This is a genomic window from Imperialibacter roseus (genome assembly GCF_032999765.1).
GTDB classification, from domain to species: domain Bacteria; phylum Bacteroidota; class Bacteroidia; order Cytophagales; family Cyclobacteriaceae; genus Imperialibacter; species Imperialibacter roseus.
In genome coordinates, this window is record NZ_CP136051.1 from 4,814,175 (window position 1) to 4,826,188 (window position 12,014).

Genomic DNA, 12,014 nt, shown 5'->3' on the forward strand with positions numbered 1-12,014 from the left:
GGCTAATGTGCTAAAGTATTCTGAATTCGATTCTTCGGTTAAGCTGCTTCCCGGCTTCCGTGCTGTTGTCAACTTTGGGTTTGGTTGATCCGTACCCCTTATATTGAAGTCTTTCCTTTGGGATTCCCGCCTTGATTAAAAAATCATAAACAGATTTTGCTCTATTTGTCGACAGTTCCGAATTATGAGAAGTACTGCCCGTATTGTCGGTATGCCCTTCTATCTCCATTCTTATTTGCTCGTTATCCTTCAGAAACTTTATCACCTCGTCCAATTCTGTTTTGGACTTCTCTTTCAAGACATATTGGTCAACGTCGAAAAATATGTTCTTGAGCACCGAGGTGGCTCCTGCTTTAATGGGCGTCAAATAGATATCAAGGACTTCAGGCTCCCTCGATTTTTTTTCAAGATAATTGAAGGTAAGATTCTCAAACAGATAGCCTTTGCGGGTCACGTAAATAGAATATTCCTTCCCTTCGGTAAGCACAACAAAATACTTTCCATCCACCTTGTCGGAAGTCACTTTGTAGTTAAGCGACGCATCATTGATGTCGAACATCTCTATGGACGCCCCCAGCGGCTTTTTGGTCTCAATGTCCATTACTCTGCCGGTTAGAAAATTGCTTTTGTTTTGCACCCGAATTTCCTCGGGCACATCAAAGGTGTACAGTGAGCTTTGAAAATCCCGGTTGTTTCCGACAACCTCGTGGGAGTAATAAGCCTTAGTGCCATCAGAAGTAATGACCAGCGACACCTGATCGTCTTTGGTATTGATTGGGTAGCCGAGGTTCTTCGGCGGGGACCACTCAAGCCCGTTTTTTTCACTCAGAAACAAGTCGTACTTACCAAGCCCCATGTGCCCGGAGGATGAGAAATACAAAGACTGGCCGTTGACGTGAATAAAGGGAGACAGGTCGTCGCCTTCGGTGTTGATAACAGGGCCGAGGTTCACGGGCTCCATCCAATTGTCACGGGCCGACAGTGTGCTTACCCAAATATCTCTTTTCCCCTGCCCTCCTTTTCGATCGCTGACAAAATAGAGTGTGCGACCGTCAGCCGATAGCGATGGTTGCGACTCCCAGCCCGAAGAGTTGATTGGTTGGCCAATGTTCTGAGGCTTGCCCCATGTATCCCCTTCTTTCTGAACAAAGTAGAGGTCGCAGCTACCAAAGCCTCCCGGCGCCTGGCAGGAGGTGAAAATCAGCATTCGGCCATCAGCAGAGACAGAGCTGGTTCCTTCGTTCCTCTGTGAGTTAATCAGATCGGAAATAGGCTCGGGTTCCGACCAGGCGCCGTCGTCATTTTGCCTCGTTACATAAATATCCTCATCGTCGTTGGCCGTATTGCCTTTTCGCACTGTGAAGAAAAGCTGCTTCCCATCAGCTGTAACAGCCGGAAAGTACTGCATTACATACTTGTTCAGTGGAGCTGGCAGGGGCTCTGGATTGAACGGCAAAGGCTTGCTCATCAGGTCGAGCGCAAAATCAATATTCTTGATCAAATCCATCGCCAACCCCTCTCTTCCTGCATTGTTTGGGTTAGTTTGAATATACCTTGAGAGGTATTTCCTTGCCTCCTTGTACTCGCCCTTGTCATAAATCATCAGGCCAAGAGCAAAGTAAGTGTCAAAGTTCAACTTGCTGAGTGAGTCCACCGCCAGTGCTTCCCTGTATTGTGTCTCGGCGAGATCGTATCTCAAAAGCACTTTGTAGGCTGAAGCAAGGCGCAGGTGAGCCTCTATAAAAGCAGGGTCACGCAACAGGGCTTTCTCCAATAACTCGATGCCTCCATTGAAATCCCGGCCTCTGATCTGCAATGCCGATTGTTCGTAATATTTTATAGCCTTTTTATCTTCGGTGGTATAGGACGACTGAGCAGCCATTTCGGTTATGCCCAACACAAGTATTACCACCAAAAGAGAAAGAAATCGTATCATCACACTAAATTAGCTATTATCCTATTATAAAAAATTGAATACATAACGGCAGATGCCATAGATTTGTCTTTTGACAACTATTAAAGTATCATGATCAAAAGCTTTATCATTCTCCTAATTGTTGTTCTTGGTGATCAGGCCATTTCACCTGTCAAAGACTGCGAAGTACTTCTGGAAACTATTTCGGGCACTTACGATGGCGATTGTAAAAAAGGGCTGGCTGAGGGAACGGGTACAGCCAAAGGCGTCGACACCTATATCGGTGAGTTTAAAAAAGGGCTCCCCGATGGGCAGGGGCGATACATTTGGAAGAATGGGGACTATTTCTCGGGCGACTTCGTGAAAGGCATGAAAGAAGGCTATGGAGAAATGAAGGTGAAAAGAGAAGGTCAAAAAGACAGCCTCCTGGCAGGATATTGGATCAAAGATATTTTCGTAGGTGCTTCAAATTTACCCTATAGAGAATCGCATTCCAGCAATATTAAAAGTGTAATGATTGAAGAAATCACTGAAAACGGGTCTGAAATAATGATTGTTTATGCCAGAAATAAACAGTCCATAGTAGCCGACGGGCTGAGGCTGGTAAGCGATCAGGACGTTAAGCCGTTATCGGAATTTGAATACACTGTGCTGCGCAAACTGGACTTCCCATTTACGGGAGCGAAAATGGACTTCCGCAGCCAGGCACCAGTGGGTTCAAATATTTTAGAATATCATGTAGAATTCGACATATTCAAAAAGGCCAGGTGGCTGATCACAATCGAGGTTTATTGAGATAATACCGAGCTTACCCAAGCTCTTTTAGTGAGCAGCTGACCAAAAAAGCGGGGATCCTTTTCCTCCGGAGCAGCTTTTCATCTCTATTTACTCCCCCTGTTTGGGTTATATTGTATCTTCCGCTAAGTGCTTTTCAGAAGCAACATGTTGTAGACTAAAACCTAAACTCAATATGAACACATTTTTTACACTACTTTTTACCGGGCTGCTTCTTTTTTTAAGGCCTGACCCGGTCGTTCAAAAAGACTGCGAAGTGCTGATGGAAACACTGGCGCTTGAGTACGATGGAGAATGCAAAAAAGGGCTTGCTCATGGCATTGGCAAGGCGCTTGGTTCTCACACCTATGAGGGGAGCTTCAAAAAAGGCTACCCGGACGGAGTAGGTACCTACACCTGGTCGAATGGAAACCTTTATAAAGGAGAGTTTAAAAATGGCCTCAAAGATGGCAAAGGCGAGCTCTATATCAGAAAACTTGGTGTGCCTGACAGCATCGTAACCGGCTACTGGGACAAAGACAAGTATGTCGGTGAATACGTTTCTTCCTACACTGTGGGGCAAAAGCGGAATATTCTCCGAACAAGGTTTGTGCATATGGCCGACACCCCCAACCAGGTCGAAATACTGATTCAGCGAAACGGGCTTCCGATTGGGGTTAGTCAGCTACAAGCTTCGGCCGACAAATCACCCATGTTTGAAAGTAGCCAGACTATCGTGGCTTTCACCAAGGTGGTGTATCCGCTGACCAATGCCACTATCAATTTCTATGCTCCCAGCGCTTTCAACTCCTACCAGCTCGATTGCGAGCTGAACTTTGAAATTTACCGGGAAGGGCACTGGCGGATTTTTATACAGATATAGAGAAGCACTGAATTAAGGAATATCCAGGTACTTGTGCACCTGCAGCGAAACCTGCCACTGCGGGTTGGCTTTGATGTAGTCGATGATCAGGGGCGTTACCTTTTCCTGCTGTGACCACTCGGGTTGGAGGAATAGTCGGCAGTTTGCGCCAACGAGGGCTTCGTACTTCTCGGCCCATTTAAAGTCCGACTTATTGTAGACTATCACCTTTAGCTCATCGGCCGCCTGAGCCACCTCCGGAAGCGGCTCCTTGAACTTTTTTGGGGAAAAGCACACCCAGTCCCAGTGTCCGGATAGCGGATAGGCGCCTGAAGTTTCAATATGTGTCCGGAATCCTTTGTCTTTCAGCTGCCGGGTTAGTTCTCCGAGGTCATACATCAGAGGTTCTCCACCAGTAACAACAGCCACTCTTGCCGGAAAATGCGAGGCATCCTTCACTATCCTGGCCACTTCTGTGTCAGGATGCGCCGCCGCCTCCCAGCTCTCCTTTACGTCGCACCACACGCAGCCAACATCGCAACCTCCCAGGCGGATGAAATAGGCAGCATGCCCCTGGAAAGCTCCTTCACCCTGTATGGTGTAGAAAGCTTCCATTAACGGAAGAGCTGTTTTTATTGAAGGCAATATGGTATCAGGCTGTTTCAAGAAGCATTTCGTAGGCACGAAGCGTATTCATCAGCAGTGAGGCAATGGTCATTGGCCCCACGCCTCCCGGCACTGGTGTAATGTAAGACGTCTTTGGCGCCACATTTTCGTAGTCCACGTCACCCACCAACCTGAATCCGGATTTCCTGGTAGGATCATCGATTCTCGTAGTTCCCACGTCTACCACAACAGCACCCTCCTTCACCATGTCGGCAGTGACAAGATGTGGTTTGCCTACGGCCACCAGCAGGATGTCGGCATTTTTGGTGTATTGAGAAATGTTTTCGGTGTATTTGTGGCAAAGTGTTACTGTGGCTTGTCCCTGCTGGGTCATGAGTATGCCCAGCGGTGCCCCCACAAGTCTGCTGGCACCTACCACCACACAATACTTTCCTTTGGTTTCAATCTTGTAGCGATTCAGCAGTTCCATCACCCCAAAAGGCGTAGCAGGCATTAGCAAAGGGGTTTGCGAGCCTATACTTCCGAAGTTTTGATTGGTAAACCCATCGACATCTTTCTCGGCCGAAATACTTTCAGTCACTTTTTCTACTGAAATATGCTCCGGCAAAGGCAACTGCACGATAAAACCATCGATATCCGTATCAGCGTTAAATTGTTCAATATGCTTAATGAGCTTTTCCTCAGAGATGGTCTTGGCAAAGTGCATAAGCGTGAAGTCGAACCCAACTTCCTTACAAGCCTTGATCTTACCATTCACGTAGGTGTGGCTTGCCCCGTCATCACCAACAATAATGATGGCCAAATGAGGTGCTCTCTTACCCTGAGCTACCAGTTCGTTTACTTTGGCCGCAATCTCCTGCTTAATTTCTGCAGCTACCTTTTTACCATCAAGTATCTGAGGCATCTTTTATGGTTTAGTCTATTTTCAATACCGCCATAAAGGCTTCCTGTGGAATTTCCACATTGCCTACCTGGCGCATCCGTTTCTTACCTTTTTTCTGCTTTTCGAGCAGTTTGCGCTTACGGCTAATATCACCACCGTAGCACTTAGCCAACACGTTTTTACGCATGGCTTTCACAGTTTCTCTGGAGATGATTTTAGCCCCAATGGCCGCCTGAATTGCTATTTCAAACATTTGGCGTGGCAGCAACTCACGCAATTTTTCGCAGAGTTTCTTGCCCCAATCGTAAGCCTTGTCCCGGTGCACAATGGCGGAAAGGGCGTCGACCCGCTCACCATTAAGCATAATATCCAGCTTCACCATGTTCGACTGACGATAGCCAATGAGCTCATAGTCGAGAGAAGCATAGCCCCTGGAAATTGTTTTCAGCTTATCGAAGAAGTCAAATACGATTTCTGACAGCGGCAGTTCGAACGTCAGCTCTACCCTGTCGGAGGTAAGGTATACCTGGTTTTTGATCTCGCCCCGCTTGTCGATACATAGAGAAATGATGGGGCCGATGTATTCTGATTTACTTATTATCTGGGCCCTGATAAAAGGCTCTTCGATGAAATCCAAAGCAATGGGATCGGGCATTTCCGACGGTGCACTTACTTTCATCATTTGTCCCCCCTTGAGCGTGGCATGAAACCGCACCGAAGGCACCGTGGTAATCACAGTCATGTCAAACTCACGTTCCAGGCGTTCCTGGATAATTTCCATGTGAAGCATGCCGAGGAATCCGCACCTGAAGCCAAAACCAAGAGCGGCTGATGTCTCCGGCTCCCACACAAGCGAGGCGTCGTTGAGCTGCAGCTTTTCCATCGATGCCCTAAGCTCTTCGTATTCCGAAGTTTCAACGGGGTAGATGCCCGCAAAAACCATCGGCTTCACATCTTCAAAACCCTTGATGGCGACCGCTGCCGGCCTGTCCACATGGGTGATCGTGTCCCCTACTTTTACCTCCTTGGCCACTTTGATGCCAGAGATCAGGTACCCGACATTGCCAGCGCTGATTTCCGCTTTTGGTGATTGCTTAAGTTTCAGCACGCCTATTTCATCCACATCGTAAATACTCCCGATGTTCATGAATTTTACCTTCTCTCCTTTTTTCATGGTGCCGTTGAACACCCTGAAAATAACCTCAACACCTCTGAAGGAGTTGAACACAGAGTCGAATATCATCGCCTGCAAAGGGCCGTTAGGGTCTCCTTTGGGTGGCTTGATCCTGTGAACGATCGCCTCCAGTATATCGTCGATGCCAATGCCTTCTTTTCCGCTGGCCAGCAGTATCTCCTCCCGGGTACAACCTAGCAATTCTACTACCTGGTCTTTCACCTCCTCAACCATAGCACCGGGCAAGTCAATTTTGTTGAGCACAGGTATGATTTCGAGGTCATGGTTTAAAGCCAGGTACAGATTGGAAATAGTTTGTGCTTCAATACCTTGTGATGCATCAACAATCAAGAGTGCTCCCTCGCAGGCGGCGATGGAGCGTGATACCTCGTAAGAAAAGTCAACATGGCCGGGTGTGTCGATCAGGTTAAGTACGTAGTCTTTGCCACCACTCTTGTAGTTCATTTGAATGGCGTGGCTCTTAATGGTGATGCCCCGCTCCCGTTCCAAATCCATGTTGTCAAGAAGCTGATTCTGCTTTTCCCGATCGGTGATGGTGTGGGTGGCCTCAAGGAGCCTGTCGGCCAGGGTACTTTTACCGTGATCTATGTGTGCTATTATGCAGAAATTGCGGATGTGATCCATACGTTCCTTTAAAAGTCTGCAAAATTAGGTAATAATTTATGATTTGAAGAGCCTGTGCAAACAAAGTTTGGGATTGGCGAGCATCAACTGGACTGTATTTCAGCGATCTGCAATTTCCTGACAGGTAAAACCGACATTTTTTTGTGAAATGCAATTTTGCGGTGAGGCATTCCAACCATTTGTTGCCAAATTTGTCTCTTAATACCAAAAAAAATAGTGTATGAAGAAGATTGCAATCATTGCAGTGGTGGGGTTAGGGTTTTTATTCTCGTGCAGCCTGGATAGCGACGAATTTCAGGGCCCTATCACGAGCAAAATTAATGTTACAATGCTTGAGGACGTAAGCGCAAAAGATCCTTTCTTTCAAATTTTATTTGAGTCGACCAATCTGTACGAATGCTCCAATTACAACATCTTAATGACAGTAGATGCGGAGGAAAACAAACTTGATATCGTATTCAATGAGATTTACAAAAACAGTACTTGCCGCTCCGAAACCGGCCCTGCCTACAATGTTTATTCCTTTTCAAAAATTGTAAATGGAACCTACAACTTAAGCCTGAAAGTGAAAGACAAGCCAGCCTCTACAGGTACACTTGTGATTTCCGACGCTGGCTATACGCTGGACATGACCGAAAGCGATGACTTTGCGTTTGTGAATCCGCAGGTTTACCGAATGCCTGAAGGCATACTTTGGGGTAGCATCCAGAAATATTCCGAATCGCAGCAGTCAAACACCCTTGTAGATAATTTTTTTGACCTCCTTAGCGACAACGGGCTTGCCGACACCGCTCTGGTGAAAGGTGACTATACTTATTTTCTCATCGATGAAGAAAGCAAAGTATCCCTCAGGCGTGCAAGCGCCACTCCAGCTGGCACGTCTGCTTTCGTTTTTTATCTCGACGAAGATTCAGTAAGCAGAAACAACCTGAAAATTGCCATATCAGACTTCAGAGGCAAATACTCACAGTATGTGAAGGTGGACGTATTTGACTGGATCGGAACCATTTATTGAAACGAATATCCAGGCCAAAACATTTTGGGTAGCTAGTCCGTCTACAGTGATATCCTTTAACTAAATCACACACCATGAAAACTAGCTACAAAATTTTTGCGCTTTGTATGGGAATGCTCACCATTGCTTTCGGCGACCTTCTCGCCCAGGACAAACCAAGCCCTGCTGCGTCGGTATCAGAAAAGATAAAGAGTGGAGCCACCGTATCTATCAACTACAGCTCGCCCGCTTTGAAGGGCAGAACAATGGGGAAAGACGTGGAACCAATGGAAGGCAAGGTATGGAGAGCTGGTGCCAACAACGCCACTGTATTCGAAGTCGACAAAGAAGTGAAAATCGAAGGCAAGGCACTCCCAGCTGGAAAGTATGCATTTTTTACATTGAAAAACGGCGACGACTGGACACTGATCTTCAACAAAACCTGGGATACCTGGGGCGCATTTGACTACGAGAAAAATAAAGGAGAAGATGCTTTGCAAGTAAAAGTAAAGTCGAAAAAAGCCGCTTCCGCCTCCGAAAGGTTAACCTATACCATAGATAAGTCGGGCAAGGTAAGCTTGCTATGGGGCGACCTGGACGTGTCGTTCAACGTAAAGTAATCAGACTGAAATCAAAAGTAAAAAGCGGGCACAGCTCGCTTTTTTTTTGTTTTGCCGGGTAAGGATGCAGAGGACTATAACTGTTTATTTCTTAAATTGATGGAGGTAGCATGTCTGACCTTCCGTCGTACTGCATTTACTCTAAGCTTATCCTATGACAAAAGCGCTATTTTTTCTGACATTTTTGGTGCTTTTGGCCGGATGCTCCAAAGTTGACCCGATTGAAGAAGCCATCAATAAAAAGAATGCTGAGGTGAGTGGCGTTTGGATTTGGGTGAACACCAAGTACCCCACTCCATTTGGTGCCATCACTGTAAGCACGCTAAAAACGGGCATTCTCTACAAGGTACTTATCTCTGGTAAAAACGCCGAGGTTTTTCGTGAAGACCGACTGGTACAGAAGTTTAGTTTTGAGATAAGACGTGCCAACGAAGATTACTACCTTGACATTTTAACCAAGCAGGAAATAGAATATTCGGCTATCGATATGCTGGGTGGCAAGATTTCGCTCGATAAAAAAGACCTCACCTTGTCATTTCAAAACAACACCTTTGAATCAGACATGCTGCTCAGTAGAGTAGAGATTTTTTAGCCCATGCTTTCAGTTGTTTGTGCTATTATTATGCGTGGGTCAAAAATTTTTGTAGCAAAACGTCCTGCTCACAAAAAAGAGGGGCTCAAATGGGAGTTCCCCGGAGGCAAAGTTGAGCCGGGAGAAACGGAGCAAGCCGCCCTTACCCGGGAAATCAGAGAAGAATTATCCATCGAAGTGGGCCCTATTGAGAAAATCGGTGCCGTAGCAATAAAGGTGCCCCGCATCAACCTGACGGCCTGGAATTGCCAGTGGCTAAGTGGAGAAATTCACCTTACCGAACACCTGGCTTTCGACTGGGTAGAAGTGCAAGACCTGACGGCGGTAGACTTGAGCGGCGCCGATATACTACTTATCCCCCAAATAAAATCTTATATCGAAAATTCTCCTATTTAAGCATATTGTACTGTAAACGGCGGTCAGTCAAAATAATCTACTGATTTTACAGAAAACATCGAGCGTCTAGTTTGATTCCTCCCGATAGTTCCGTAACTTATACTTCCTGGTTTATTCAGGTGTAGTTAATAACCTGTCACATCACTTAAACAACTGACTATGAATTTTACTCCCCCAAAAGAAACTGGTACTACCAGGACTGTCGAACCCATTAAATACGCCCCCGTTACCGACTACATGGTCAAGGATGTCTTCACTTTTCATCCGGATCAAAATATTCAGGAAGCAATCGACCTTATGTTGGACAAGCGGATTTCTGGTGGCCCGGTGCTGAACGACGCTGGCGAATTGGTAGGAATGCTTTCCGAAAAAGACTGTCTGAGAATTATTATTGATTCAGCCTATCATAACCACCCAAATCACGAGGGGAAGGTGAAAAATTACATGTCGAGAAAGGTGAAAACCATGGATGTAGACAAAGATATTTTTGACGTGGCCAATGAATTTCTCACCACTCATTTCCGCAGGTTTCCTGTAATTGACAGCAAAGGTGTGCTGAAAGGCCAGATCAGCCGACGAGACATCATGAAAGCGGCCAGGGATTTAAAAGGTACCACCTGGTGAAACTTGATTGGTCTTAAATATGTATTAACTAACCCCTTTATGGGGTTTATTTTTTTGAATGGGTGGTAGGAATTGATGAAGTGTTGTAAATTGGAGTGACATTATGAAAGAGGCAAAAAGCATCATTGAAGCCTATAGAAAGGTTAATTTTTCTACGCAAAAAGCAGCGTTGGCCACAGTTATGCGGGTGCACGGCTCATCTTACAGAAGGCCGGGTGCCAGAATGCTGATGACAGACGACGGACGCTGGACGGGTGCCATCAGCGGTGGCTGCCTGGAAGGTGACGCACTTCGCAAAGCCCGGCAGGCAATTCTCAACAATCGTCCTTCGCTTGTTACTTACGACACCATGGACGACAATAGCGCCACCAGCCTGGGCGTAGGCCTCGGCTGCAATGGCATCATCGACGTGCTGATTGAGCCTATCAATGAGCTGGACATTTTCAACTCTATTCATCTTCTTGAAAAGTTCGTGGAGAAAGGTGAGCTGGCTGTAATGGCCACGGTGTTCGACTCTTCTATCGCTGAAAATCCATATCAGGGCCAGAGGTTTTTACTCAATGGTTTGGGTGAAAAATACAGCACTATCGGCCATGCAAACTTAGAAGAGCTCATAGCCGCCGATGCTCAAAAAGCCTTTGTGGCCAACCGCCCGGCCATTTGCCAATACACAGTGGACGAGGCCATGGTAGAAGTGCTGGTAGAAACGCTGCACCCCGGCATTCAGTTAGTGATATTTGGTGGTGGTTTCGATGCGGCACCAGTAACGTCGATGGCGAAAAACCTGGGCTGGGCAGTGACAGTTACCGACGATTGCATTGCTCACCTCGGCGCTAAGCGTTTTCCTGATGCTGAAAATGTGACGCTCTGCCAGCGAGACCAGGTGTCTACCGACATCGTGTTCAAAAGATTCAGTGCCGCCATTCTCATGTCGCACAACTATAAGTACGACTACGCCGTGCTCAAAGAGCTGATCAAAAATCCACCGGCATACCTGGGCATTATGGGCCCTAAGAAGCGTTTCGATAAAATGGTCGACCAGCTGAAGGAAGAGGGTATCTACCCGGGAGATGCCTGGGCAGCTACCGTTCACTCGCCCATAGGTCTTGATCTGGGCGCAGAAACACCCGATGAAATTGCATTGTCGGTCATTGCCGAGATTCAAGCGTTTTTCAACAATTCAAAAGGCGGCTACCTGAAACATCTTGACGGCCCTATACACGACCGCAGTGCCTACGACGACAGACTGCTAAACAATATTTATGAGCAGCTCAATGCCACAGGTTCCAAAAAAGGCAAAGCTTAGCATCGTTCTGCTGGCGGCAGGCTCGTCTTCCCGGCTAGGGCAGGCCAAGCAGCTGCTACCATTCAAAGACACCACCTTGGTGCGCCATCGTGTTGCTACTATTACACGGGCGCTGGGAAACGAACACAACTTTTTTGTGGTTACCGGCGCCAAACGGGAAGAAGTGCGCACTGAGCTGGCCGGGCTTTCGTACACCGAAGTTTACAATGACCAATTCTCCGAGGGCATGAGTACCTCGATAAAAGCCGGACTAGCGTGCCTTCCGACAGATGCTGAAGCCGTCATGTTTCTGCTTGTGGATCAGCCGTTTGTGTCAGAAAAGCACCTCTCAGAAATGGTCGGTAAATGGCTCAACGATAAAAGTAAAGTCTTGGGTGCGGCCTATTCCGGAATCATTGGTGTTCCGGCCATTTTCCCCCGCAGCTATTTCGAACAACTATTGTTATTGAAAGGCGATCAGGGTGCGAGAAAAATTCTAAAGAATTTATCTGATGCCGAAGTCCTCAGCTATCCCCTGCCTGAAGCGAGCATTGACCTTGACACTTTGGAGGATCTGAAGGCTATTGGGCTTTGACTCCGTAAAAGCCTCAACATGTTCCTTA

13 protein-coding genes are annotated in these 12,014 nt (G+C 46.8%); 9 read left to right on the forward strand and 4 right to left on the reverse strand.

Annotation, left to right across the window (positions count from 1 at the left end):
- Positions 1 to 10 precede the first annotated feature (10 nt).
- Positions 11 to 1,936 (reverse strand): OmpA family protein, encoded by a 1,926-nt coding sequence (locus tag RT717_RS20385; protein ID WP_317488196.1) that lies wholly within the window; start codon positions 1,934 to 1,936, stop codon positions 11 to 13.
- Between the two features lie 90 nt (positions 1,937 to 2,026).
- On the opposite strand from RT717_RS20385, the gene RT717_RS20390 reads away from it, so the two are divergent.
- Positions 2,027 to 2,710 carry an MORN repeat-containing protein gene (locus tag RT717_RS20390; RefSeq protein ID WP_317488197.1) on the forward strand — a complete coding sequence of 228 codons (684 nt, stop codon included), beginning with the start codon at positions 2,027 to 2,029 and terminating at the stop codon, positions 2,708 to 2,710.
- Positions 2,711 to 2,885: 175 nt separating this feature from the next.
- Positions 2,886 to 3,572 carry an MORN repeat-containing protein gene (locus RT717_RS20395; RefSeq protein ID WP_317488198.1) on the forward strand — a complete coding sequence of 229 codons (687 nt, stop codon included), beginning with the start codon at positions 2,886 to 2,888 and terminating at the stop codon, positions 3,570 to 3,572.
- A 12-nt stretch (positions 3,573 to 3,584) separates the two neighbouring features.
- Here the strand turns inward: RT717_RS20395 and RT717_RS20400 are convergent, their stop codons facing one another.
- Genes RT717_RS20400 through lepA form a run of 3 tightly spaced genes read right to left on the reverse strand, consistent with a single transcriptional unit; the run spans position 3,585 to position 6,880 of the window.
- Complete coding sequence (locus RT717_RS20400) at positions 3,585 to 4,166, reverse strand: 7-carboxy-7-deazaguanine synthase QueE (RefSeq protein WP_317488199.1); 582 nt, start codon at positions 4,164 to 4,166, stop codon at positions 3,585 to 3,587.
- Positions 4,167 to 4,203: 37 nt separating this feature from the next.
- Positions 4,204 to 5,082, reverse strand: coding sequence for a bifunctional 5,10-methylenetetrahydrofolate dehydrogenase/5,10-methenyltetrahydrofolate cyclohydrolase (locus tag RT717_RS20405; RefSeq protein ID WP_317488200.1), 879 nt, complete (start codon positions 5,080 to 5,082; stop codon positions 4,204 to 4,206).
- Between the two features lie 10 nt (positions 5,083 to 5,092).
- Entirely contained in the window at positions 5,093 to 6,880 is a 1,788-nt protein-coding gene (lepA, locus tag RT717_RS20410; RefSeq protein ID WP_317488201.1) for a translation elongation factor 4, read from the reverse strand.
- Between the two features lie 220 nt (positions 6,881 to 7,100).
- Here lepA and RT717_RS20415 point away from each other — a divergent pair, with 220 nt between their 5' ends.
- From RT717_RS20415 to RT717_RS20445, 7 genes are all read left to right on the forward strand, one after another.
- The gene (locus RT717_RS20415) at positions 7,101 to 7,895 is read left to right on the forward strand and encodes a hypothetical protein (RefSeq protein ID WP_317488202.1); all 795 of its coding nucleotides are present in this window, start codon (positions 7,101 to 7,103) and stop codon (positions 7,893 to 7,895) included.
- A gap of 74 nt (positions 7,896 to 7,969) precedes the next feature.
- Complete coding sequence (locus RT717_RS20420; protein ID WP_317488203.1) at positions 7,970 to 8,494, forward strand: DUF2911 domain-containing protein; 525 nt, start codon at positions 7,970 to 7,972, stop codon at positions 8,492 to 8,494.
- Positions 8,495 to 8,648: 154 nt separating this feature from the next.
- Positions 8,649 to 9,086 (forward strand): hypothetical protein, encoded by a 438-nt coding sequence (locus tag RT717_RS20425; RefSeq protein WP_317488204.1) that lies wholly within the window; start codon positions 8,649 to 8,651, stop codon positions 9,084 to 9,086.
- 3 nt (positions 9,087 to 9,089) lie between these two features.
- Positions 9,090 to 9,482 (forward strand): (deoxy)nucleoside triphosphate pyrophosphohydrolase, encoded by a 393-nt coding sequence (locus RT717_RS20430; protein ID WP_317488205.1) that lies wholly within the window; start codon positions 9,090 to 9,092, stop codon positions 9,480 to 9,482.
- A gap of 159 nt (positions 9,483 to 9,641) precedes the next feature.
- Positions 9,642 to 10,106 carry a CBS domain-containing protein gene (locus RT717_RS20435; protein ID WP_317488206.1) on the forward strand — a complete coding sequence of 155 codons (465 nt, stop codon included), beginning with the start codon at positions 9,642 to 9,644 and terminating at the stop codon, positions 10,104 to 10,106.
- 103 nt (positions 10,107 to 10,209) lie between these two features.
- On the forward strand, positions 10,210 to 11,412 hold the full coding sequence (locus tag RT717_RS20440; RefSeq protein ID WP_317488207.1) for an XdhC family protein: 1,203 nt from the start codon (positions 10,210 to 10,212) through the stop codon (positions 11,410 to 11,412).
- Positions 11,369 to 11,986, forward strand: a complete 618-nt coding sequence (locus tag RT717_RS20445; RefSeq protein WP_317488208.1) for a nucleotidyltransferase family protein — start codon at positions 11,369 to 11,371, stop codon at positions 11,984 to 11,986. Before RT717_RS20440 ends, RT717_RS20445 begins: the two co-directional genes overlap by 44 nt.
- The last annotated feature ends 28 nt before the right edge of the window (positions 11,987 to 12,014 follow it).

Excerpts from the sequence above, each read along its gene's own strand:
- RT717_RS20440 (WP_317488207.1), top strand. The coding sequence starts at position 10,210 with ATGAAAGAGGCAAAAAGCATCATTGAAGCCTATAGAAAGGTTAATTTT.
- RT717_RS20385 (WP_317488196.1), bottom strand. The coding sequence starts at position 1,936 with ATGATACGATTTCTTTCTCTTTTGGTGGTAATACTTGTGTTGGGCATA.
- RT717_RS20400 (WP_317488199.1), bottom strand. The coding sequence starts at position 4,166 with ATGGAAGCTTTCTACACCATACAGGGTGAAGGAGCTTTCCAGGGGCAT.
- RT717_RS20430 (WP_317488205.1), top strand. The coding sequence starts at position 9,090 with ATGCTTTCAGTTGTTTGTGCTATTATTATGCGTGGGTCAAAAATTTTT.
- RT717_RS20390 (WP_317488197.1), top strand. The coding sequence starts at position 2,027 with ATGATCAAAAGCTTTATCATTCTCCTAATTGTTGTTCTTGGTGATCAG.
- RT717_RS20405 (WP_317488200.1), bottom strand. The coding sequence starts at position 5,082 with ATGCCTCAGATACTTGATGGTAAAAAGGTAGCTGCAGAAATTAAGCAG.
- RT717_RS20395 (WP_317488198.1), top strand. The coding sequence starts at position 2,886 with ATGAACACATTTTTTACACTACTTTTTACCGGGCTGCTTCTTTTTTTA.
- lepA (WP_317488201.1), bottom strand. The coding sequence starts at position 6,880 with ATGGATCACATCCGCAATTTCTGCATAATAGCACACATAGATCACGGT.
- RT717_RS20445 (WP_317488208.1), top strand. The coding sequence starts at position 11,369 with ATGAGCAGCTCAATGCCACAGGTTCCAAAAAAGGCAAAGCTTAGCATC.
- RT717_RS20435 (WP_317488206.1), top strand. The coding sequence starts at position 9,642 with ATGAATTTTACTCCCCCAAAAGAAACTGGTACTACCAGGACTGTCGAA.
- RT717_RS20420 (WP_317488203.1), top strand. The coding sequence starts at position 7,970 with ATGAAAACTAGCTACAAAATTTTTGCGCTTTGTATGGGAATGCTCACC.
- RT717_RS20415 (WP_317488202.1), top strand. The coding sequence starts at position 7,101 with ATGAAGAAGATTGCAATCATTGCAGTGGTGGGGTTAGGGTTTTTATTC.
- RT717_RS20425 (WP_317488204.1), top strand. The coding sequence starts at position 8,649 with ATGACAAAAGCGCTATTTTTTCTGACATTTTTGGTGCTTTTGGCCGGA.